The sequence below is a fragment of the Corynebacterium sp. MSK204 genome, from assembly GCF_030229885.1.
Classification (GTDB): Bacteria; Actinomycetota; Actinomycetes; order Mycobacteriales; family Mycobacteriaceae; genus Corynebacterium.
Map to the genome: position 1 here is coordinate 99,594 of NZ_JASPGQ010000001.1, position 21,348 is coordinate 120,941.

Annotated in this window: 19 protein-coding genes and 1 pseudogene; 14 read left to right on the forward strand and 6 right to left on the reverse strand. The window is 60.0% G+C overall.

The window, feature by feature from the left end; all coding sequences use genetic code 11:
* Positions 1-25: 25 nt before the first annotated feature.
* Positions 26-1,072, reverse strand: coding sequence for an alpha/beta hydrolase (locus QP908_RS00485; RefSeq protein ID WP_239269489.1), 1,047 nt, complete (start codon positions 1,070-1,072; stop codon positions 26-28).
* 285 nt (positions 1,073-1,357) lie between these two features.
* On the opposite strand from QP908_RS00485, the gene mqo reads away from it, so the two are divergent.
* The gene (gene mqo / locus QP908_RS00490) at positions 1,358-2,854 is read left to right on the forward strand and encodes a malate dehydrogenase (quinone) (protein WP_005278731.1); all 1,497 of its coding nucleotides are present in this window, start codon (positions 1,358-1,360) and stop codon (positions 2,852-2,854) included.
* Between the two features lie 105 nt (positions 2,855-2,959).
* On the opposite strand, the gene QP908_RS00495 is transcribed toward mqo, so the two are convergent.
* Both QP908_RS00495 and QP908_RS00500 read right to left on the reverse strand, forming a co-directional pair.
* Complete coding sequence (locus QP908_RS00495; RefSeq protein WP_284771442.1) at positions 2,960-4,315, reverse strand: protein adenylyltransferase SelO; 1,356 nt, start codon at positions 4,313-4,315, stop codon at positions 2,960-2,962.
* Position 4,316: 1 nt separating this feature from the next.
* Positions 4,317-5,141 carry a PhzF family phenazine biosynthesis protein gene (locus tag QP908_RS00500; RefSeq protein WP_284771443.1) on the reverse strand — a complete coding sequence of 275 codons (825 nt, stop codon included), beginning with the start codon at positions 5,139-5,141 and terminating at the stop codon, positions 4,317-4,319.
* Between the two features lie 66 nt (positions 5,142-5,207).
* Between QP908_RS00500 and QP908_RS00505 the strand changes: the two genes are divergently transcribed.
* The 4 genes from QP908_RS00505 to QP908_RS00520 are packed head-to-tail and all read left to right on the forward strand — an operon-like array spanning position 5,208 to position 8,868.
* Positions 5,208-6,389: a sensor histidine kinase gene (locus QP908_RS00505; RefSeq protein ID WP_239269492.1), complete on the forward strand. Its 1,182-nt coding sequence runs from the start codon at positions 5,208-5,210 to the stop codon at positions 6,387-6,389.
* The gene (locus QP908_RS00510; protein WP_239269493.1) at positions 6,382-7,143 is read left to right on the forward strand and encodes a response regulator; all 762 of its coding nucleotides are present in this window, start codon (positions 6,382-6,384) and stop codon (positions 7,141-7,143) included. The genes QP908_RS00505 and QP908_RS00510 overlap by 8 nt, the downstream gene beginning before the upstream one ends.
* A gap of 59 nt (positions 7,144-7,202) precedes the next feature.
* On the forward strand, positions 7,203-8,102 hold the full coding sequence (locus QP908_RS00515) for an ATP-binding cassette domain-containing protein (RefSeq protein WP_284771444.1): 900 nt from the start codon (positions 7,203-7,205) through the stop codon (positions 8,100-8,102).
* Positions 8,103-8,130: 28 nt separating this feature from the next.
* Positions 8,131-8,868 carry an ABC transporter permease gene (locus QP908_RS00520; protein ID WP_239269495.1) on the forward strand — a complete coding sequence of 246 codons (738 nt, stop codon included), beginning with the start codon at positions 8,131-8,133 and terminating at the stop codon, positions 8,866-8,868.
* 22 nt (positions 8,869-8,890) lie between these two features.
* Here the strand turns inward: QP908_RS00520 and yaaA are convergent.
* Positions 8,891-9,612, reverse strand: a pseudogene (yaaA, locus tag QP908_RS00525) (peroxide stress protein YaaA).
* Between the two features lie 30 nt (positions 9,613-9,642).
* Between yaaA and QP908_RS00530 the strand changes: the two are divergent.
* Together QP908_RS00530 and QP908_RS00535 are read left to right on the forward strand one after the other, a co-directional pair.
* A complete protein-coding gene (locus QP908_RS00530; protein ID WP_284771445.1) occupies positions 9,643-11,412 on the forward strand; it encodes a proline--tRNA ligase in 1,770 nt (589 codons plus the stop codon).
* 60 nt (positions 11,413-11,472) lie between these two features.
* Positions 11,473-11,835 (forward strand): DoxX family protein, encoded by a 363-nt coding sequence (locus tag QP908_RS00535; RefSeq protein WP_239269498.1) that lies wholly within the window; start codon positions 11,473-11,475, stop codon positions 11,833-11,835.
* Positions 11,836-11,959: 124 nt separating this feature from the next.
* Here QP908_RS00535 and QP908_RS00540 read toward each other — a convergent pair whose 3' ends face one another.
* The gene (locus QP908_RS00540) at positions 11,960-12,289 is read right to left on the reverse strand and encodes a transglycosylase family protein (RefSeq protein WP_370657795.1); all 330 of its coding nucleotides are present in this window, start codon (positions 12,287-12,289) and stop codon (positions 11,960-11,962) included.
* Between the two features lie 178 nt (positions 12,290-12,467).
* A complete protein-coding gene (locus QP908_RS00545; protein ID WP_239269499.1) occupies positions 12,468-13,316 on the reverse strand; it encodes a DUF4439 domain-containing protein in 849 nt (282 codons plus the stop codon).
* A gap of 38 nt (positions 13,317-13,354) precedes the next feature.
* Here QP908_RS00545 and rimP point away from each other — a divergent pair, with 38 nt between their 5' ends.
* From rimP to QP908_RS00580, 7 genes are all read left to right on the forward strand, one after another.
* Positions 13,355-13,894, forward strand: a complete 540-nt coding sequence (rimP, locus tag QP908_RS00550) for a ribosome maturation factor RimP (RefSeq protein WP_239269500.1) — start codon at positions 13,355-13,357, stop codon at positions 13,892-13,894.
* Between the two features lie 23 nt (positions 13,895-13,917).
* Positions 13,918-14,934, forward strand: a complete 1,017-nt coding sequence (nusA, locus tag QP908_RS00555) for a transcription termination factor NusA (RefSeq protein WP_239269501.1) — start codon at positions 13,918-13,920, stop codon at positions 14,932-14,934.
* A gap of 84 nt (positions 14,935-15,018) precedes the next feature.
* Positions 15,019-15,381 carry a YlxR family protein gene (locus QP908_RS00560; RefSeq protein WP_239269502.1) on the forward strand — a complete coding sequence of 121 codons (363 nt, stop codon included), beginning with the start codon at positions 15,019-15,021 and terminating at the stop codon, positions 15,379-15,381.
* 107 nt (positions 15,382-15,488) lie between these two features.
* On the forward strand, positions 15,489-18,356 hold the full coding sequence (gene infB / locus QP908_RS00565) for a translation initiation factor IF-2 (RefSeq protein ID WP_284771446.1): 2,868 nt from the start codon (positions 15,489-15,491) through the stop codon (positions 18,354-18,356).
* Positions 18,357-18,575: 219 nt separating this feature from the next.
* A complete protein-coding gene (gene rbfA, locus QP908_RS00570; protein ID WP_005278773.1) occupies positions 18,576-19,019 on the forward strand; it encodes a 30S ribosome-binding factor RbfA in 444 nt (147 codons plus the stop codon).
* On the forward strand, positions 19,020-19,988 hold the full coding sequence (locus QP908_RS00575) for a DHH family phosphoesterase (protein ID WP_239269504.1): 969 nt from the start codon (positions 19,020-19,022) through the stop codon (positions 19,986-19,988).
* Positions 19,978-21,288, forward strand: coding sequence for an MATE family efflux transporter (locus tag QP908_RS00580; RefSeq protein WP_239269505.1), 1,311 nt, complete (start codon positions 19,978-19,980; stop codon positions 21,286-21,288). Before QP908_RS00575 ends, QP908_RS00580 begins: the two co-directional genes overlap by 11 nt.
* Positions 21,289-21,348 lie beyond the last annotated feature (60 nt).

Genomic DNA, 21,348 nt, shown 5'->3' on the forward strand with positions numbered 1-21,348 from the left:
TAATCCATGTGTCCAATTTGGGTATTTATGCTGGTGTGGGCGCTTCCACAATGGTGGGAAGCCACGCATCGCACGCCGCGAAGGCCTCTTCTAAGGGGTGGGGGAGGGATAAAAAGACATCGTGGCGCGCGCCTTCGATGGAACGCAGCGTGTAGTGCGCATTGAGCTCTTTTGCCCACCGTCGGGTCTGTGCGACATCGATGATGCAATCGGCATGATTGACCGCATCGCAGTAGGGCGTGCCCAATAGCGAGCGGGTAGATTGCAGCGTCAATACGGGGACCCCGGCATTAATGCGGCCGCTGTGTATGGCGTCAAAACCGTGGAAGACGGCGGCCAGCCAGCCGATATATTTCTTATGCCCGGCTAATGGTTTCAGGCTGAGGTCGTAGTCCCACTCGCCGTAGAAGTCGCTGTGCACCGATTCGCCATAGGCAGTGAGGTTGCCCCCAGGCAAGGCGATCTTGGGTGCGATCTTGGCGGTGGAGTATATCGCCGGCTTCAGCGCTGATACGGCCCAGCTGGGAACGTCCATCATGTCCAGCCAGGGGCTATTGAGGATGAGGCCCTTCAGGCGGGAGAAGCGCTCCGCGTCATGGCGGCGTAAGAAGTCCATCCACAGCGGCGCAATCAGGCCACCGGTGGAGTGGGAGATAACGATTACCTCGTCGTTTGTAATGGCATCGAGGGCTGCGGAAAGATCCGCGTTATATAAGGACAAGTCCGAAACGTAGTGCCAGGACTGGCCCGGGCGGTGCGATCGGCCGCATTTGCGCAGGTCAACCGCGTAGAAGTCATAGCCTTGTGCCGCGAAGTGCTGTGCGACGTGCGTTTGGAAGAAGTAGTCAGTCATCCCGTGCAGCCATACCAAGGCCGGGCGGGAAGTGGCAGAAGGCGAAGAAGGATCGGCGGGGCCCGAATCCGTGGAGCCTGCGGCCGAGCCTGGCGCATAGCGGACGAGGGTGGTGACAATATCCCCCTCGCCATCGGGATCGGGGCCAAGGTCGAGGGTGGCTGATTGAAAATCGGGGCCGAGGATATCGGGCCCCCATGACGGAGTTGCTGTAGCCATGACACGAGTCTAGTCAACAGTTGGTCGTCACTACGGTAGCTGCGTGACCTGCCATTATTTCAGTGAAATGTGAACTGTATAACAGGTCGCCCCATATTGTGGTGACCAGGGTGGGGGAGAAAAACCAATCGAGAAAAGAAAAGCGTAAGGTAAGGCGTTAATGCGTGACACATCGGCAGGTTGGCTGTGCACAACAGTCGCGGTGTGGGGCGCAAAGCGCTTAAAATATATGGTGCAGAACGCGCCGATGTATATAAATTTTCAATTCGAAGAGGTTATAACACAGTGTCCTCAGCAAAGAAGACAGCACAAGTTGTAGATGAGGTCGATGTCGCACTGGTCGGTGCCGGCATCATGAGCGCCACTCTGGGCGCTATGCTCCGCGAGTTGGAGCCGAGCTGGACCCAGATGATCTTTGAGCGCCTTGATGGCCCCGCCCTGGAATCCTCCTCGCCGTGGAATAACGCTGGTACCGGCCACTCCGCCCTGTGCGAGCTCAACTACACACCAGAGAAGAACGGCCGCATCGATATCTCTAAGGCCATTGCGACCAACGAGAAGTTCCAGAAGTCGCGCCAGTTCTGGTCCCACCAGCTCAACAACGGCATCCTGACTGAACCCAGCGAGTTCATCAACCCAGTCCCGCACGTCTCCTTCGCCCAGGGCGAAATCCAGGCGGACTACCTGAAGCGCCGCTACGAGGTGCTGAGTGAAAAGCACATGTTCCCCGGCATGCAGTTCTCTGATGACGAATCCACCTTTGCGGAGAAGCTGCCGCTCATGGCGGACGGCCGCGACTTTTCCAATAAGGTCGCTATCTCTTGGACCGAAGTCGGCACCGACGTGAACTTCGGCGCCCTGGCCAAGCAGTTCCTGACCGCGGCGCGCGCATCTGGCACGGAGATCCGTTACGGCCACGAGGTCTTCGATATCGACCGCGACGGAAACGACTGGAAGGTTTATTCCAAGAACAAGCACACTGGCGATATCACCGTGGTGAAGGCGAAGTTCGTCTTCGTCGGTGCCGGCGGCTACGCCCTGGACTTGCTCCGCAAGGCAAAGGTGAAGGAAGTAGCTGGCTACGCCGGATTCCCCATTTCCGGCCTGTGGCTGCGCGCCAAGAATCCGGAGCTCATTGAGCAGCACCAGGCTAAGGTTTACGGTAAGGCAGCGGTGGGTGCTCCTCCGATGTCCGTGCCGCACCTGGATACCCGCGTTATCGACGGCGAGAAGGGCCTGCTGTTTGGCCCGTACGGCGGCTGGAGCCCGAAGTTCTTGAAGAAGGGTTCCTACCTGGATCTCTTCAAGTCCATCCGCCCGGATAACATCACCTCCTACCTGGGCGTTGCCGTGCAGGAATTCGGCCTGACCAAGTACCTCATTGATGAGGTGCGCAAGGACTTCTCTGACCGCGTTGATTCCCTCCGCGAATACGTCCCGAATGCGAAGGAAAGTGACTGGGAAACCGTGATTGCCGGCCAGCGCGTACAGGTCATCAAGCCTGCTGGTGCACCGCGCTTTGGCTCCCTCGAGTTTGGTACCGCCTTGGTTAATAACCAGGAGGGCAATATTGCCGGCCTGCTCGGTGCTTCCCCGGGTGCTTCGATTGCCCCAGCCGTCATGCTGGAGCTGCTGGAGCGTTGCTTTGGCGAGCGCATGATTGACTGGAGCGATAAGATTCGCGAGATGGTCCCGTCCTACGGCATGAAGCTGGCCAATGATGAGGACTTCTACAACGAGATGTGGGAATACACCCAGAAGACGCTGAAGCTAGAGCGCTAAAACGCCTTCGGCTGGGACTAAGTCCCAGCCCGTGCCCTCCGTGCAGAACGTACTGCGCGGAGGGCTTTGTGCTGTGCAACTTTTGAATTCGGGGTGGCTAGAAAATTAGGTACCGCAGTAGGTGAGAAAACCTGCAAGCCCATTCGGGTCGGGCTGTTCGTAGGACGGATGCGGCTCCCACGGGTGGGTCACGGCGTGGAGGAGCTCAGTAAAGGGCTGCATATCGCTCGCCTCGGCGGCGCGCAGCGCGGCTTCGACGGCCATGTTGCGGGGAATGACCCGGGGCATGGCAGCATCCACGGCATCCGGGGCGGGGTGAGTGGCTAGGTAGCTATCCAGGAAGTCCGTACCTGTGAAGAGCTCTTGGGCAGGAAGGGTGTGGCCGCGGGCGGCATCGGCAAGCGCACGGTGCGCCAACGTGATATCCGGGCGAGATAGCTGCATCGCAGTAAGGTAGGCGGAGGCTACCTCGGTGGTGGAATCGAGGGCCGCGGCTATATCGCTGTGGCGCTGGGTGGCGAATTTCTCCTGGAACCCGTTGATGGTCTCTTGCGCGAAGTCGACCCCGGCATTGATATCGGCATCAAAAAGCGGCACGAGCGATTCCGTGAGCCGGGCGAGGTTCCAGCCCAGGATGGCTGGTTGATTGCCAAAGGCATAGCGTCCCTGCTGGTCAATGCTGGAAAATACCGTATCGGGAGAGTAAGCCTCCATAAAGGCGCACGGGCCATAATCAATGGTTTCACCGGAGATGGTGGTGTTATCCGTATTCATTACCCCGTGGATAAAGCCCAAGCGCATCCACGAAGACACGGTGGCTATCTGGCGGTCCATCACGCCCTGGAAGAACTCCCGGTAGTCTGCCCCAGGGTAGTGGCGCGCGATGGCGTAGTCCGCGAGAGCCTGGAGGTGGCCGGACTGCGCGGCATAGTGAAAAGTTCCGACCCGGATGTGGCTGGCGGCCACGCGGACCAGGACGCCCGCCGGCTGCACGTGGCCGCGCTGGATGGGCCGGCCGGTGGAAATCACGGCGAGCGAGCGCGTGGTGGGCACGCCGAGGGCATGCATGGCCTCAGAAATCAGGTATTCGCGCAGCATGGATGAAAGGGTGCCGCGGCCATCGGCACCCAGGCGGGAATAGGGGGTCAGCCCCGTGCCCTTGGCATGGAGATCCCACAGTTTTCCGTCTTTTTCCACCTCGCCCAAGAGCATGGCTCGGCCATCGCCCATCTGCGGGTTGAAGGAGCCGAATTGGAAACCGGAATAGGCCATGGCATGCCCGCCGCCGCGGCCCAAGAGGAAATCCAGGCCCTCTGCAGAGCGCAGCCAGTCCGTATTGAGGCCCAGCTGTCGGGCCAGCTCTTCATTGAGAACCACGAGCTTAGGATCCGGTTGTTCCTCGCCGTGCGTTGCCGCCACCAAGTCCGGCAGGTGCTTTGCATAGTCGTGGTGTAGGTGCATTTTAGACCTCCAATTTTCCTTGCACGCGGATGTGGACGCGGCCGCCGACCCAAATATCGGCGCCGTCATCGTGGATAAAGACCTCCCCGTCTCGTCCCAGCTGGCTGCCCTGGCAGGCGGTGTAGCGGGCAGGGACCAGCCCGCGCGAGCGCATGAATTGTGCGGCACCGCCGTTGAAGGAGCCGGTGACAGGATCCTCGAATCCTGCGGTAAACGCGCGCACTTCATAGGCGGCGGAATCAGTACCCGCGTTGCTATTACACATGCCCACCACGCCCACCTTGGGTCGGGTTGCGGCGGGCTGAACCGCGCGCACGGCCGCGGCATCGCGCAGCTGTAAAAGCCGCCAACCAGGCCCATTGTCCACCCAAGCGGAATCGATGACATCTGCTTCTGCGATATTCAAGCCCGCGCAGGCCTCTGCCAGTTCGGCGCTGCTCAGCGGCCCGCTCGCGCGCAGGGGAGGGGTGGCAAAAGAATAAATTCTCCCGCTTTCGCGCACGGAGACCATCCCCACCCCGCATTCCTGCACTATGGTGCCTTCCTTCTGCGGTTTATTGCCGAGTGCCCGCCAGACGGCGGCGCTGCCCAGGGTGGGGTGGCCGGCGAAATCGAATTCCTCGTGCGGGGTAAAAATGCGCACGCGATAGTCCGCCGCGGGATCGGTGGGCTCGAGCAAGAACGTAGTTTCAGAAAAATTGGTCCAGTGCGCGATGGCCTGCATCTGCTGCGTCGAGAGCCCATCGGCATGGGCCACGACGGCGAGCGGGTTACCGGAAAACGCCGAGGTGGCAAAGACATCGACTTCAAAGAACTGGAGTTGCATGCCCGCCAGTCTAGTCAGCCCTGGGGATGAGGCCGGCAGGCTGGCTTCTGCGCTAGCCTTGCCCTTATGACTAAGCTTTGGCCGGATCGTCTGCGCGACTGGATTGGACCGCCGTGGCGAATCATTATCCCCGTGTTCTTCGGCGTGCTGTTGCCCAACGCCGCGAACTTTTTACACACCGATTCGCCCTTCCAGGCCATCGTCGCGGTCTTGTACACCGTCGGCATCCCGCTGGCGCTGTGGCTGCATCCCAAGCTGCAAGAAAAGTCCATTTTCTTCGTTGCCGGCACCATGACGCTGTGCATTTTCACGCCCTTGGCCTCCCTGGCAAACTTCCACGCCCCGATTTTTGCCTACACGGCCTTTCTCATCGGCACGCATTCCCGCAAGCGCTTGCGCTATATCTGGCTTGCCTGGATCGCCTTGGGCTCTTTGGCCGGAACCACCGCAAGCCTATTTGGGGAAAAGCTCTTCGCGGGTAGCGACATCGGCCTGGGCGATGCGACCATGAGCCCGCTGCTTGCCTATGCCGGCACGGTCCTGCTCGGCTGGCCGGTCTTGGGCTTTTTCTACCTGCTCGGCACCAATAATCGGAAGCGCCGGGAGGGCCAACAGCTGCTCATCGAGCGCGCGGAGATGGCCGGCGCCGTCGAGCGCAACCGCATCGCCCGCGAGATGCATGACATCGTCGCCCACAACCTCGCTGGCGTCATTGCGCTTGCCGATGGCGCCCGGTTCGCCGCCACCAAAGACCCCAAGGTAGCCACGGAGGCGCTCGATACCATCGCCTCCACCTCGCGCGAGTCTTTAAAACAGATGCGCAGCCTGCTCTCCGTCTTGCGCGAAGAGGATTCGCGCGGGGAAACCAAGGCCCCAGGCACCTCAGACATCGCCGGGCTGTTTTCGGAGGCCCGGCGCGCCGGCTTCGATATCACCGTCTACGGCATGGAAAAGCTACCCGCCGATAGCGATGAGCTCTATCAATTCACCATCTACCGCATCGTGCAGGAGATGCTGACCAATATGCTCAAATACTCCAGCCAAAATAGGGGAACCCTGCGCTTTCGCAGCGATAGGTCGGCGCTTGTTATCGAGGGGCACAACCCCATGGCGCAGCCGGACAAGGACCACACGCCAGGCTACGGCCTCATCGGGATGAAAGAGCGCGTAAAGGCCTATGGTGGCAGTGTGTCCACCAAGGCCGAGGATGGAACGTTTGCAATCACCGTGGAGGTACCGCATGTCTAATCCGGAACAGGAACCTGAGCCCATTCGCATTGCGCTTGTCGATGACCAACCGCTCCTGCGCGCCGGGTTCGCCATGCTGATCGGCTCGCAGGAGGATATGAGCGTGGTCTGGCAGGCCTCCGATGGCGATGAGGTACTGGACCTTGCGCGGCAAGAGCCCGTCGATATCATCCTCATGGACGTGCAAATGGCGCGGGTCAACGGCATTGCGGCCACGGAGGAAGTTCTCCCAGAATTCCCGGAGACCAAGGTCATCATGCTGACCACCTTTGATGATCACAACTTTGTCCACGGCGCAATCTCTGCTGGGGCGTCTGGATTCTTGCTCAAAGACGTCGAGCCCGAGGAGCTGCTCTCCGCCATTCGCACCGTGCACTCGGGCGAGGCCGTGCTTTCGCCGCGCATTACCGCCCAGGTGCTCCAACAAGTCCGCAGCGAGGAGGGTGGGGATAGCGGGAAGGAGCACTCGGCTTCGCATACCGCTGCGGCAGCGCAGCCCGGCGCCGATGCCGCCACGACCCCGCCTGCAGCGGAGCTCACCCCGCGCGAGATGGATATTTTAAGGCTCATGGCGCTGGGGTATTCCAATACCGAAATATCCGAAGAGGAATTTGTCTCCATGGCAACGGTCAAGACCCACGTGCGCCACGTGCTGACCAAGACTGGGTCCCGCGACCGCGTCCAGGCCGTGCTGTATGCCTATACCCATGGGGTAGTCACCGTAGAGGAGCTGCTTTCTCATCCCCAGGGATGAACGGCTAAATCCGCCTCGAGGATGGTTACTTCGCGCCGGGAAAGCGCCAGGATAAAACCATGCTCACAGTCACACAGCTTTCCAAGAAATACGGTTCCTTTACAGCAGTAGACAACCTCTCCTTCGAGGTTCCCGATGGCCAGGTCACCGGGTTCCTTGGACCCAATGGTTCCGGCAAATCCACCACGATGCGCATGTGCGTCGGTCTAGAAAATCCCACCTCCGGCACCGCCACTTTCGATGGCACCCCATTTCGCGAACTATCCGATCCTGCCTCCATGGTGGGCACTCTGCTCGATGCCAACTGGTTCCACCCCGGCCGCAGCGCCCGCGCGCACCTGGGCTATATGGCAGCACTGCAGGGGGTATCGATGAATCACGTCGATGACACCCTGGAGCGCGTCGGGCTCGGAAAGGTGGCGAAAAAGCGCATCGGGGGCTATTCGCTTGGTATGAAACAGCGCCTGGGCCTCGCCTGCGCCATGGTGGGACAGCCCAAGCACTTGCTTCTCGATGAACCCGTCAACGGCCTCGACCCCGAAGGCGTGCACTGGATGCGCGACCGCATCCGCGAATTCGCCGCCGGGGGATGCTCCGTGCTGGTGTCGTCCCACCTGCTCTCAGAAATGCAGCTCACGGCGGACCGCCTAGTGGTCATCGGCAAGGGCAAGCTCGTCGGCGAAGGCACGGTAGAAGAATTCGTCAACGCCTCTGGTGCTACCACCGTGGAGGTCGTCGTGGACCAGCCCGAAGAGCTGGCTCGCCTGCTGCACGATTCGCAGGCGGAGACCTCCTTTGATGGGGAAGTGCTGCGCATTACCGGTCTAGACCGCGACGAGGTCGGCCAATTGTGCTTTGACCACCGCATCCGCATCAGCAGCCTTGAGGTCAAGCATCCCTCCTTAGAAGACGCCTTCCTCGACGCTACCGCAGACCACCTGGACTACCGCTCCGCATAACTCGCTTAAGAAAGGCAGATGACGAGCCATGAATACCATCGTTTCCGAATCCCGCAAGATATTTTCCCTGCGCTCAACGTGGGTATACCTCGCTATCATCACCGTCGGGCTGACAGCCGCCAACGTGCTGATGGGAGCTATCCGCAATGACGACAGCGCCCTCCAATCCTCTGACCTAGCCATCGGCGCCATCTTCGCCGTGGTCATCATGATCTTTTCTTCGGCCACGCTCGTCGGTGGCGACTTACAGAAAGGCACCGTAGCCTGGAGCTACCTATCTACCAACCGGCGTTTACAAGTGCTTTCGAGCCAGATCCTCGTCATTACCGTGGCTAACGTTGCCGCCGCGGCCTTGGCAGGCATCCTCGGAATGTTGTTTAACGCTGCGCTCGGCAGCTCGTATGACTTCTCCAGCTTCGTGCACTACCCAGATAACGCCGTGTTCCTATTTACCTTTGTGGAATACATCGTCTACACCCTGCTCGCTACCGGCTTGGCATATATCCTGCGCAGCGGCACTTTCGCGGCCATGTTGCTCATTATTGAGTACTTCGTCATCGAAAGCGTACTGACCTCGATGGATATGGGCTGGGCCAAAATCATCCTGCAGATTTTGCCCGATGCCAACCTGCGCACCTTCTTCCAAGGCCAAAACACCTTCGGGCTCATGGCCCCGCAGTGGGTATCCGGCGTTATCGTCCTAGCCATGGTGGTAGCTGTCCTCGGTGGGGCAGCGGCCGTCCAGCGCCGCCGCGCCGTGGTCTAAGCTCCTGCCAGGCACTCACACTCTACGGGGATACGACGAGGGTAAGCTCCCGTGAGCCGTGCGGCGGTTCCTCCACCGTCATGCCGGCCGCGCGGGCGATAGCGGCGACATCGGCGGCGCTGAAGGCATCGGCGGGCGAAAGCGCCAGCTCCCGGGCCAGCAGGCCTTTAAAGTGCTTATTAAAGTGGCTGACCACCTTGCGCGAGCCATCCGGTTGCACGCTTTCCACCCGCACCGTCACCGCCGAAGGCAGCCGGCCCAATTGCTGGTAGGTGCCCGATCGCAGATCCACAACCAGCTCGTCGATGTTTTCTAGTGCCTGCGTTATCTGCTTGCCCCAAAAAGACTTCATGGTGCGACCGCCCAGCTTGGTTCCGCCCGATAAGCGGTAATGGGGGATGGGGTCGTCGGCGCGCAGGAGGCCGAAGAGGGCATCGCCAATAGCAAGGCGGCTCCACGAGGGAAGGGTGGATGCCGAAAGTGCATCAAAAGCACGCCAGTATAGCGCTCGACCGCCGGCATGGTGGGGGTGGTAAAAAGCTGGCTGTTGGATTCGGCCTCACTGCGCAGCTTTTCCGAGAGCTTCAGCGTCACCATCGCCTCATCAACGGGAAGAGACTGCAGCTCAGCGGCGATTTCGCGCCGCGTATCGGTAAGTTCTGGAAAAGATAGGTGCGCAAAATCGAGCGGCTTTCCCGTGCCGCCATGGGCCTTGGTTTCTGAAGGAGGGAGGACAATGAGCATATAGATAGGGTAGCGATGTATATTTTGACCATGATTACCCGCCTTTCTGAACTATTTCTCCGCACCCTTCGCGAGGACCCAGCCGATGCCGAGGTCCCCAGCCACAAGCTGCTGGTGCGTGCCGGTTACGTGCGCCGCGTCGCGCCGGGCATTTATACCTGGCTGCCATTAGGGCTGCGCACCCTGCGCAAGATTGAAGACGTGGTACGCCAAGAAATGGATGCCATTGGCGGGCAAGAGATGCTTTTCCCAGCGCTGCTACCGCGCGAGCCCTATGAAAAGACCAACCGGTGGGTGGAATACGGTCCCAACCTATTCCGGCTGCAGGACCGCAAGAATGCGGACCTGCTGCTGGGGCCAACACACGAGGAAATGTTTGCCAATGCCGTAAAGGACATGTACTCCTCGTACAAGGATTTCCCGGTCACCCTGTATCAGATTCAGACGAAGTACCGCGATGAGGAACGCCCCCGCGCCGGGGTGCTGCGCGGGCGCGAGTTCGTGATGAAGGATTCCTACTCCTTCGATATGAACGATGAGGGCTTAGACTCCTCCTACGCCCGTCACCGCAAGGCATATCAGAATATTTTTGACCGCTTGGAAATCGATTACGCCATTTGTAAGGCCACTTCTGGCGCGATGGGCGGATCCGCCTCCGAGGAGTTCTTGGCGCTTTCTGAGGTGGGCGAAGACCTTTTTGTTCGCTCCACCGAAGGCGATTATGCGGCCAATGTAGAGGCGGTCGTGACCCAAGCGCCCCCAGAAAAGGACATTGCGGGTCAGCCCGCGGCAAAGGAATATCGTACCCCGGATGCCGCCACCATTGAAGCGCTGGTGCACTGGGCGAAGACCGAGGACATAGCGGTCGACGGCCATGAGGCTCGGGCCGCGGATATCCTCAAGTGCGTCATGGTGGAGGTAACTCACCCGGCGCTAGAGGATGCTGAAGAGAAGAAGGAATTGGCGGCGATTCTGATCCCGGGCGACCGCGAACTAGATCCCAAGCGCCTTGAAGCGGCCTTGGAACCGGCAGAATTCACCCTGGCAAGCGATAAGATCTATGCGCAATACGATTTCTTGGAACAGGGCTTTGTGGGCCCGCGCGCGCTGAACTCCAATGGCGTGAAGGTCTTTGCCGATCCCCGCGTGGTCAAGGGATCTTCCTGGATCACCGGCGCGGATGCGCAAAACTGCTACGTCGTGGGCTGCGTGGCCGGCCGCGATTTCCACGTCGATGAGTTCGTGGAAGCAGCAGAGGTCAAAGAGGGCGATCCCGCACCGGATAACCAGGGCACCTTGGCCTTGCAGCGAGGCATCGAGCTGGGCCACATCTTCCAGTTGGGCCGCAAGTACACCGAGGCCTTTGACGTGCAAATCCTCGATGAAAACGGCAAGCGCGCCATCCCCACGATGGGCTCTTATGGCATCGGCATCTCCCGCATGCTGGCCGTGCTGGCAGAGCAGCGCCACGATGAAAAGGGCCTGAATTGGCCGGTGGCGGTGGCGCCGTACCAAGTGCACGTGGCGGTGGCGAATAAGGATGCAGCGGCCATGGAGGCCGGCGATAAGCTGGTAGAAGAGCTATCCCAGGCAGGCCTTGAGGTGCTTTTCGATGACCGCCCCAAGGTCTCCCCGGGCGTGAAGTTCAAAGATGCAGAGTTACTTGGCATGCCCTTTGTGGCCATCTTGGGACGCGCCTTCAAAGACGGCATCATTGAGCTGCGCATCCGCGGGCAGGAAACTCTGGAAGTTCCGGCGGAGAAAATCGTGGATAAACTCCTCGAGCTTGTGCGGGCTTAACTTAAAGCACCGCGCCAAGGCCCAGCGCTCATAAGCAGGGGCAAGGTAGCCTGGGGAAGCATGAGACTTAATAAATACGTGCTCCCCATGGCCCTTATTACGATGGGCACGCTGCATTTCCTGCGCGCTAAAAATTTTGAATCTATCGTGCCGCCGCAGCTGCCGGGCTCGCCGCGGTTGTATAACTTTGCTTCCGGCGCCTGGGAAATAGCTACCGGCTGTTTGCTCACTGAACGCGCCACTCGCGAGTCCGGTGGCGCGTCAGCCGCGGCGCTATTTCTTGCCGTGTGGCCGGCGAATATGTACCACGCCTGGATCGAGCGCGACGCGGGATGGCCGAAGAAGCTGTATCACATCATTCGGTTGCCGCTGCAGATTCCGTTGATTCGCTACGCATGGAAGATCGCGCAGGGTAGGACATAAAACCAAAAAGAACCGACTCCCCAATTGTCCAAGAAAATAGATACCCAGAGGAAATCGGGGGTCGGTAGCTTGCGTGATGCCGCCGCTAGCGCAGCATCACGCGACCGCTGCGGGCGGAAGAGGTTTAGCCAGCCACGGGGCCGCCGCAATTAGGCCATGCGCCAGCTCCCTGGTTTGCAAGAACATTTTCAGCGATTTCAATCTGCTGCTCCTTTGTGGCTTGGTCAGCGGTAGCCGCGTACTGGGTGCCGCCGCTACCGGCCCAGGTTTGCTGGGAGAACTGCAGTCCGCCGTGGTAGCCGTTGCCGGTGTTGATGTGCCAGTCACCGCCGGACTCGCACGCGGCGACTTGGTCCCAGGCGCTCGCCGGGGCTGCATTGGCGGCTGGTGCGGCAATGCCGGCGATGCCCAACGTAGCTGCGGCCATAGTAAGCAAGGTCTTCTTAGTACGCATTGAGAAAGCACTCCTTCTCATTGTGTTTTGGGCTTGTGGAATCTCCATCAAGCACGTAATCCACCAAGTTACGTAGGGGTTGGACGAATTATCAATGAATATCGGCCTATAATTCGCTGATTTTTCGCTGCCCACCGGACAGTGAATGTTCAGGTAGGCGCGGTGGGAAAAACGGGAACTATGCGGCCTTGGCTTCGGCGGCGGTGCCGATTAACCAGTTCAGCCACTCCTGGTTTGGGCTTTCTTGTTGTGCGGCAGCCACCGCGGCCGCGTGCCATTTGTCGGCGTCTCGTTCAACCAAGGTATCGAGGAAGGTGGCAGCGGAGTCCGCATCGCTGGGAAGCGTGGCTGCGCCGGAGGAATAGGCAGGCTCCGGCTGGGGAGCCTCGCCATTTTGGCTAAGCGCCTCTTGCAGTTGGTCGATGCGGCGATGATGGAGGCTTAAAAGCGTATCGATGCGCCCCTCGGCAGCAGGTTCGCTATAAGCCCGAGCGAAATCCAGGCCAAAGACCTGCTCGTATTCCCACTGCAACAAATCAGCCGCGCTCTCGCGGTGCGGCTGGGAGAGCGTGGGGATATCGGGGGCATCGCCAGGCAGCCAAGCATTAAGCGTGATGGCCTGTTGGGTAACTATCGGCCGCGACTCAGAGCTGACTTCATCGGCGGCTTCCGTGGTGGCCGAGGCGGCTTCTTCTAGTACCTGGGAGGAATCTGGGGCCGGCGGTGCCTGCGTGGGCCGTTCCACCTCACAGCTGTGCGGGAGGTTTCCTTGGTCATCGGTGCCGCAGAGGCGCGCGATCTCCTCATACAGCGCATCGGCTTGGGAGCTGCGCATATCCGCGGCCGCATCATCGACGCCCTGGAGGGCGAGGCTATCGCTAGCGGCGGCCACGGCAAGGCGCTCGAGCGCGTCTTCTGGGCGCGGGCCAAAATAGTCGACGACGGAATCGACCGCGGAACAGCCCGCGAGTGCGGGCAGGGCGGCAGTCGAGGCTACACAGGTTAAAGCAATACGTCGGCGGTTCACCCAAAAGACTGTACCTTGAAGGACGTAGGCTAGTGGGCATGGCTTTCCCAGATGCACAACAATTAACTGATTTGCTCCAACCTCGCCTAGAAGCCCGCGGGCTCGACGTGGAGGATATTAAAACCACCAAGGCGGGAAAGAAATCACAGGTCATCATCCGCATCGATGGCGATAGGCGTCCCAGCTCCGACGTATTAGAGGAAGTCTCCGACGATATTTCGGCCTTCTTCGATGAACTAGAGGCTGTGGGCGAGCTGAATTTTGGTGCTGGATATACCTTGGAGGTCTCCACCCCCGGTGTGGATTTGCCGTTGACTGCACCGCGCCACTGGCGCCGCAACAAGGGGAGGAAGGTGACCTTTAATCGCGGCGACGACAAGAGCCATACCGCGCGCATCGGCGCACTCAACGCGGACGAAGATGCCGTTGTCCTTATCACCTCTGAGAAAAACGAGGTTCATACAGAAGTGGAGCGATTGGAAAACATTGCCCACGCAGTGGTAGAAATTGAGTTTGCACAGCCATCACAACGTGAGCTAGACGCCGTGCACCAGCCATTTGCAGAAGCCGAGAGCTAACCGGCAATCGAGAGGATAGACAAGTGAATATTGATCTTGAGGCACTTCGCACCATCGAATCCGAACGGCAGGTCCCAGTCAATGACCTGTTGGAGTCGATTGCAAGTGCCTTGTTGTATTCCTACCTGGATTACCGCGAATCCACCGCGGAGGGCAAGGCCGAAGGCGCCAAGTCCCGGGTAGACATCGATACCACTACCGGTGCCGTCAGCGTCATCGTTACCGAGCGCGACCCCGAAACCGGGGAAGTAACCAGTGAGTACGATGACACCCCGGATAACTTTGGCCGCGTGGGTGCACGTGCCGTGCGCGAAGCCATTTTACGCAAGCTGCGCGAGGCCGAAGCTGAGCGCACTTTTGATTCCTATTCGGAGCTGAGCGGGCGCGTTGTCAGTGGCATCGTCCAGCGCGATGCGCATGCCAATGCCCGCGGCATCGTCGTGGTCCAGCTCGGCTCCGAGCTGGAATCGCAGGACGGCATCCTGCTTCCCGCAGAACAAATCCCCGGGGAAAAGCTGCAGCACGGTGACCGCATCAAGGCTTATGTGGTGGGAGTAAACCGCAATGGTGCCAATGTGCAGATCAACTTGTCCAGGACCCACCCGGAGCTGGTGCGCGGGCTTTTTGAACTGGAGGTTCCGGAAGTTGCGGATGGCAGCGTGGAAATGATCGCCATCGCCCGCGAAGCTGGGCACCGCTCGAAGGTCGCCGTCATCGGCCACGCGAAGGGCCTGAACGCCAAGGGTGCGTGCATCGGCCCGCGCGGCCAGCGCGTGAATAACATCATGCGTCAGCTGGGTGGCGAAAAGATCGACATCATCGATTACAGCGAAGATCCCACCGTGTATGTGGGCAATGCCCTGGCTCCTTCAAAGGTGATCAAGGTGACCGTGCTCGATAGCGAGGAGCAGGTGGCGCGCGTCATCGTCCCTGACTACCAGCTGTCCCTTGCCATTGGTAAAGAAGGCCAGAACGCGCGCCTAGCCGCCCGTTTGACCGGATGGAAGATCGATATTCATTCAGACGCGGACGCGAATTAAGGAAATGCGGATATATAGCGTAGGCTAGTAAACGGCCCAGATGCAGAAAGGGACATGTAGACGCAGCGAAAGTTAAGGAGTTGGATGTCGCAGACTCAACGGCTTCGTACTTGCATCGCTACGCGTCGCCGCATGCCCGATACGGAGCTGCTGCGGGTGGTCATTGATGCCAATGATCCTCACGGCAGCCGCGCGGTGGCGGATCCATTCCGGCGGCTTCCTGGCCGTGGCGCATGGATTAGCCCCACGCTTTCTGCACTCGAGCTAGCTGAGCGCAAACATGCTTTCAAGCGCGCGCTCCGCACGTCCGCATCCGTGGACACAGGTCAGGTACGTAGGTACTTGGAAGCACAGTGCGAAAATGTACAGGGCGAAAAAGTACCGTGTGCGGAACAAGCTGCACAAGATTCGTACACACCAGAGTTAAAAAGGAAGACCGAACACTGATGAGCGCACAACGATGAAGCATCAGCGATGAAAGTCCAGAACGTTTAACTAGGAGTCAGGCCAGTTTTTCGCGGCCTTGGCTCCTAGGCGATACCAAGAGGAGACAAGTGCCCGGAAAGCTACGTGTTCACGAGTTGGCAAAACAGCTCGGAGTAACCAGCAAGGAACTGCTCGCCACCCTGAAGGAACAAGGCGAGTTCGTCAAAACCGCATCCTCGACCATCGAACCACCGGTGGTCAAGAAGATGCGTGCTCACTATGAAGCACAGTCCGGTGGCGATGCCACCGAAGGCAAGGTAGACAAGACTGAGAAGGCTGCCAAGCCCGCTAAGCCCGGCCAGGGCAACGCCAAGAAGCCGGCATCGCCTGCGCCGAAGCCAGGTCAAGGTGCACAGGGCGGCGCGAAATCCGCTGCGCCAAAGCCCGGCGCCCCTAAGCCAGGTGCACAGGCACCGAAGCCATCCGACGCTGCGCCGAAGCCAGGTGCAGGGTCCGCTAAGGCTGCCCCCAAGCCAGGTCAGGCAGCACCAAAGCCAGGCGCCGCTGCTTCCAAGCCAGCACCTAAGCCCGGCCAAGGTGCACCGAAGCCAGGCCAGAACGCAGGTCAAGGCGATGCCAAGAAGTCGGGCGAGCGCCCGACCCCAGGCAACGCCATGCCGCGACCGATGCCTAAGCCCGGCGGATCCCGCCGCGTGGCCAATAACCCATTTTCCACGGGTGGGGGAGACAACCGCCCAGGCCCACGCCCCGGTGGCTCTAAGGGCCAGCGCGGCAACCGCCCCGGCGATAACCGCGGTGGAAAGCGCGGCGGCCGCAATGAAGGTGGCAATAACCGTCAGGGCCAGGATCAGAACCAAGGCCAGGGTGGCGGCGGACGTCGTCCATCGCCTGCCATGATGCCTTCGCATCCAAACCCAGCCTCGATGCCGTCCAAGGCACCGAGCGGTGGGGGACGCGGTGGCCGCGGTCGCGGTGGCCACGGTGGACCAGGAGGCCCAGGTGGCCCAGGCGGCGGTCGTCCCGGCGGCTTCCGCGGTGGACGCGGTGGACGTCGCGGCGGTACCGCTGGCGCATTCGGCCGTCCAGGTGGCGCACCACGCAAGGGCAAGAAGTCGAAGCGACAAAAGCGCCATGAGTTTGAAGAGCAGCAGAAGCACGTCGTAGGCGGCGTCCGCTTGCCAGATGGCAAGGGGCAGACCGTCCGCCTGCGCCGCGGCGCTTCGCTGTCTGACTTCGCGGAGAAGATCGGTGCCGATCCAGCAGCATTGGTGCAGGCACTGTTCAACCTTGGTGAAATGGTCACCGCAACCGCATCCGTATCGGAAGATACGCTGCAGCTGCTCGGTGACGAGATCAACTACAAGGTAGAAGTCGTCTCCCCAGAAGACGAGGACCGCGAGCTGCTCGAGTCCTTCGACCTGCAATTCGGCGAGGACGAAGGCGGCGAAGAAGCCCTCGAACACCGCCCTCCAGTCGTCTCCGTCATGGGTCACGTTGACCACGGTAAGACCCGCCTGTTGGATACCATCCGTAAGACCAATGAGGCAGCCGGCGAGGCCGGCGGTATTACCCAGGGAATCGGCGCTTACCAGACCACGGTTGACGTGGATGGCGAACGCACCATTACCTTCCTGGATACCCCTGGCCACGAGGCGTTTACCGCCATGCGTGCCCGTGGTGCGAAGTCCACCGACCTGGCCATCTTGGTTGTCGCCGCCGATGACGGCGTCATGCCACAGACGGTTGAGGCCATCAACCACGCCAAGGCTGCCGATATCCCGGTTGTCGTGGCTGTGAACAAGGTGGATAAGCCGGAGGCCCAGCCGGAGAAGATCCGTGGCCAGCTCACGGAGTACGGCCTGGTGCCTGAAGAGTACGGCGGCGACACGATGTTCGTTGATATCTCTGCTAAGCAGGGCCAGAACATCGACCAGTTGCTGGAGTCTGTCATCCTGACTGCCGATGCCGCCCTTGAGCTCACGGCTAACCCAGAGATGGATGCCCAGGGTGTGGCCATCGAAGCCCACCTGGACCGCGGTCGCGGCCCTGTGGCTACGGTCATCGTCCAGCGCGGTACGCTGCACGTCGGCGATTCCATCGTGGTAGGCGATGCGCACGGTCGCGTGCGCCGCATGCTCGATGAATTTGGCGAGGACGTTAAGGAAGCCGGTCCTTCCCGCCCGGTACAGGTACAAGGCCTGTCCGGCGTGCCGGGTGCTGGCGATAACCTGCTCGTGGTCGATGATGACCGCGTGGCCCGCCAGATTGCCAACCAGCGCGATGCTCGTAAGCGTTCTGCCTTGCAGGCAAAGCAGCGCAAGCGCGTGTCCCTGGAGGATCTGGACAAGGTATTGCAGGAGACTTCGACTCTCAACCTCATCCTCAAGGGCGACAACGCCGGCTCCGTCGAGGCGCTGGAAGATGCCCTGCTGGATATCAAGACCGAGGACGAAGTCGAGCTCAACATCATCGACCGCGGTGTTGGTGCCGTAACGGAGACCAATATTTCCTTGGCCGCCGCTTCCGATGCCGTCATCATTGCGTTCAATGTGCGCTCGGAAGGCAAGGCCACGGAGATTGCTACCCAAGAGGGCGTGGATATCCGCTACTACACGGTTATCTACAAGGCCATCGAGGAAGTCGAGGCCGCTCTCAAGGGCATGCTCAAGCCGATCTACGAGGAACGCGACACCGGTGCGGCCGAAATCCGCGCCCTGTTCAAGTCCTCCTCGGTGGGTACTATCGCAGGCTGTATGGTCACCGATGGCAAGGTTGTCCGCAACGGCAAGGTTCGCTTGCTCCGCGATAACAACGTCATTACTACCGATGCCAAGATCGAGTCCCTGCGTCACGAGAAGGACGACGCGACCGAGATCAAGGCCGGCTATGAGTGCGGTATGGTGCTGTCCTACCCGGATATCCAGGTAGGCGATATCATCCAGGCTTATGAAGAAGTCGAGGTACCGCGCGACTAGTCGCTGCTAGTGTCGGCCCGCTGTACGTGCCCACCTTGAGGGCCTTTCTCCTTGGAGTTAGGCCACGAGGTGCGGCAGGTAGAGCGGGCCGTTTAGCGTTTTCGCGGTGAGGTTTTCAAGCGGTTTCCATTGGGTGCGGTGAGTAACTAAACTGGTAGTTTCTGATACCGCGACACGGTAATTTAGGAATAAATTTTCCCCTTTAGCTTGGAGGTTCTCATGGTCGATCACGCACGCGCGGCGCGGCTAGCAAAACGAATTCAGGAAATCGTGGCTAGTGCCATTGAGCTGCAGATTAAGGATCGCCGCCTGGAGATGGTCACCGTGACCGATGCTCGCGTCACCGGTGATTTGCATGACGCTACCGTCTTTTACACGGTGCGTGGCCACGATATCGAGGCAGAACCCGATTATGACCAGGCTGAGGAAGCACTCAAGCGCGCGAAGGGGCAGTTGCGCAAGATCGTTGGCGATCAGCTCTCCGTCCGCTTTACCCCAACCCTGACGTTTGAGCTCGATACTGTCCCAGAGGCCTCCGCGCACATGGAAGAACTCTTGGCGCGCGCTCGTGCTCGCGATGAAGAGCTAGCAAAGTTGAAGGAAAACGCTCAGCCCGCGGGCGAGGCGAATCCGTATAAGACCTCCGATGAAGACGAGGCTTAAGTGACCCGCAAGGAATATCAGGGCGCCGTCGACGCCATTTCTGGCGCGCAGAGCATCTGTATTATTACCCACTTGCGCCCGGATGCCGATGCCATTGGGTCGGCCACGGCTTTGCTCTTAGCCGTACAACAAAGTGGGAAAGAAGCCTGCGCGGTCATCGGCCAGGATAGGGACTTTGCGCCTAATCTTTACTCCATTCCCGGCGCAGACCAGGTTAAGGTCATGCGGGAGTTACCGCAGGGCTATGACCTTTATGTCACCGTGGATTGCGGGTCGATCGATCGCACCGGTCTATTTTCCGCAGATATCGCCCAACTGGTGACGGCAGGGCGCGTGCTGTGCATCGACCACCACTCGTCCAATCTCGGATTTGGCTCAGTAAACTTGGTTGACTCAGAGTGCGAGTCCACCACGGTGGCCATATTGACCATCCTGGATATGCTGTCGGTGCAAATCGAAAGCAGCATCGCACACTGCCTGTACGCTGGGCTTTTGACCGATACGGGTAGCTTTCGTTGGGGCAGGCCCGCCATGCACGATGTGGCTACGCGCTTGATGCGCTATGGCCTGGATACCAAGCAGATTGCCACGGACTTACTCGATGCCACGACTCCCGATGATCTACAGATGGTTGGCCGCGTGCTCGCAGGGCTGCGCATTGAACATGCTGGTGAAATGGGCGTGGGCATCCTCGTCGCGGGCTTGGCCGATATCGAAGGTCATTCGGACTCTGCAGTGGAATCCCTGGTGGATTTCGTGCGCGCCCTTGAGGGCACGCAGTTGGGTGTGGTCTTTAAGGAACAGTCGCCCGGGATCTGGGCGGTATCGCTGCGTTCGACCACGATCAATTGCGCGGCCCTGGCAGCCCAATTCGGCGGCGGCGGGCATATTCCCGCTGCCGGGTACATGACACAAGGAAGCGAAGAAAGCATCGTCGCGGAGCTGGTGAGTGCCATCCATGAGCACTAGGCAGTCAACCCCCACGACAGTAAGCGCACGCGAGGTCTTTGGCCTCGCGTTTCCTGCGCTTGGCGTCCTGGCCGCGATGCCGCTCTACCTCCTGCTCGATACCGCAATGGTGGGGCGCTTGGGTGCCCAGGAATTGGCTTCGCTCGCCGCGGCAACCACGATCCATACCGTGGTGACCACGCAGCTGACCTTCTTGTCCTACGGCACCACGGCCCGCTCGTCCCGCCTGTTTGGCGCTGGAAAGCGCGCCGAGGCCGTAGCAGAAGGCGTGCAAGCAACCTATGTGGCTGTAGGCGTCGGCGGGCTTTTGGCCATTATTATGTGGATCTTCGGCGGCGTATTTGCCCGGTGGCTTACCGGAGATCCCACCACGGCGGCCGGCACCGCGCTGTGGCTGCGGATCGCCGCGCTGGCCATTCCCGTAACACTCGTGGAAATGGCCGGAAATGGCTGGATGCGCGGCGTACAAAATACCAAGAAGCCGCTCTATTTCACCCTCGCCGGAATGATTCCCGGCGCCATTGCCGTGCCTGCATTCGTGTACTGGTGGGGCCTTGCCGGGTCTGCCATTGCCACCGTCTTGGGAATGAGCATTATCGCAAGTCTTTTCGTGCGCGAGCTGTATAAACAGCACGAAGGTTCGTGGAAGTTCCGGTGGGACATCGTGCGTAAACAGCTGATCTTGGGACGTGACCTTATCTTGCGCTCCGCTAGCTTTCAGGTGGCCTTTCTTACCGCAACGGCCGTGGTGTCCCGCGTGGGCACGGCCGCGTTGGGCGGCCACCAAATCATGATGCAGCTGTGGAACTTCATGTCGCTGATTTTGGATTCCTTGGCCATTGCTGCTCAGGCCTTGACCGGAGCGGCCTTGGGCGCCGGCTCGGCCCGCCACGCGCGCAGCGTGGGAAGCAAGGTAGTGATGTATTCCACCATCTTCTCAGCCTTCCTCGCCTTGGTTTTCGCCGCCGGGGTCGGGGTTATCCCGCGCGTCTTTACATCCTCGCAGGAGGTCATCGATGCCATGAGCCAACCGTGGTGGATCCTGGTCGGCATGGTCATCGCCGGCGGCGTGGTCTTTGCCCTTGACGGCGTCCTATTGGGGGCAGGGGATGCGGCATTCTTGCGCAGCCTGACCATTGCCTCTGTGCTTTTGGGATTTTTGCCCGGCGTGCTCCTCGCACATGCCATGGGCACGGGCCTTACCGGTGTGTGGTGCGGCTTGGCCGCATTCATTACTTTCCGCCTCATCGGCGTGGTCTACCGCTTCTATTCCATGAAATGGGCCGTAGTAGCAGAGTAATAGCTGCGCTACAGTGACTATGACGAGTAGCAACAGCACTACAGATTTAACTACAGCGGA

What these genes read in the sequence shown, in the direction of transcription:
- QP908_RS00485 (WP_239269489.1), bottom strand. Translation starts at nt 1,072, where the DNA reads ATGGCTACAGCAACTCCGTCATGGGGGCCCGATATCCTCGGCCCCGAT.
- QP908_RS00495 (WP_284771442.1), bottom strand. Translation starts at nt 4,315, where the DNA reads ATGCACCTACACCACGACTATGCAAAGCACCTGCCGGACTTGGTGGCG.
- QP908_RS00500 (WP_284771443.1), bottom strand. Translation starts at nt 5,141, where the DNA reads ATGCAACTCCAGTTCTTTGAAGTCGATGTCTTTGCCACCTCGGCGTTT.
- QP908_RS00505 (WP_239269492.1), top strand. Translation starts at nt 5,208, where the DNA reads ATGACTAAGCTTTGGCCGGATCGTCTGCGCGACTGGATTGGACCGCCG.
- QP908_RS00510 (WP_239269493.1), top strand. Translation starts at nt 6,382, where the DNA reads ATGTCTAATCCGGAACAGGAACCTGAGCCCATTCGCATTGCGCTTGTC.
- QP908_RS00515 (WP_284771444.1), top strand. Translation starts at nt 7,203, where the DNA reads ATGCTCACAGTCACACAGCTTTCCAAGAAATACGGTTCCTTTACAGCA.
- QP908_RS00520 (WP_239269495.1), top strand. Translation starts at nt 8,131, where the DNA reads ATGAATACCATCGTTTCCGAATCCCGCAAGATATTTTCCCTGCGCTCA.
- QP908_RS00530 (WP_284771445.1), top strand. Translation starts at nt 9,643, where the DNA reads ATGATTACCCGCCTTTCTGAACTATTTCTCCGCACCCTTCGCGAGGAC.
- QP908_RS00535 (WP_239269498.1), top strand. Translation starts at nt 11,473, where the DNA reads ATGAGACTTAATAAATACGTGCTCCCCATGGCCCTTATTACGATGGGC.
- QP908_RS00540 (WP_370657795.1), bottom strand. Translation starts at nt 12,289, where the DNA reads ATGCGTACTAAGAAGACCTTGCTTACTATGGCCGCAGCTACGTTGGGC.
- rimP (WP_239269500.1), top strand. Translation starts at nt 13,355, where the DNA reads ATGGCTTTCCCAGATGCACAACAATTAACTGATTTGCTCCAACCTCGC.
- QP908_RS00560 (WP_239269502.1), top strand. Translation starts at nt 15,019, where the DNA reads ATGTCGCAGACTCAACGGCTTCGTACTTGCATCGCTACGCGTCGCCGC.
- rbfA (WP_005278773.1), top strand. Translation starts at nt 18,576, where the DNA reads ATGGTCGATCACGCACGCGCGGCGCGGCTAGCAAAACGAATTCAGGAA.
- QP908_RS00580 (WP_239269505.1), top strand. Translation starts at nt 19,978, where the DNA reads ATGAGCACTAGGCAGTCAACCCCCACGACAGTAAGCGCACGCGAGGTC.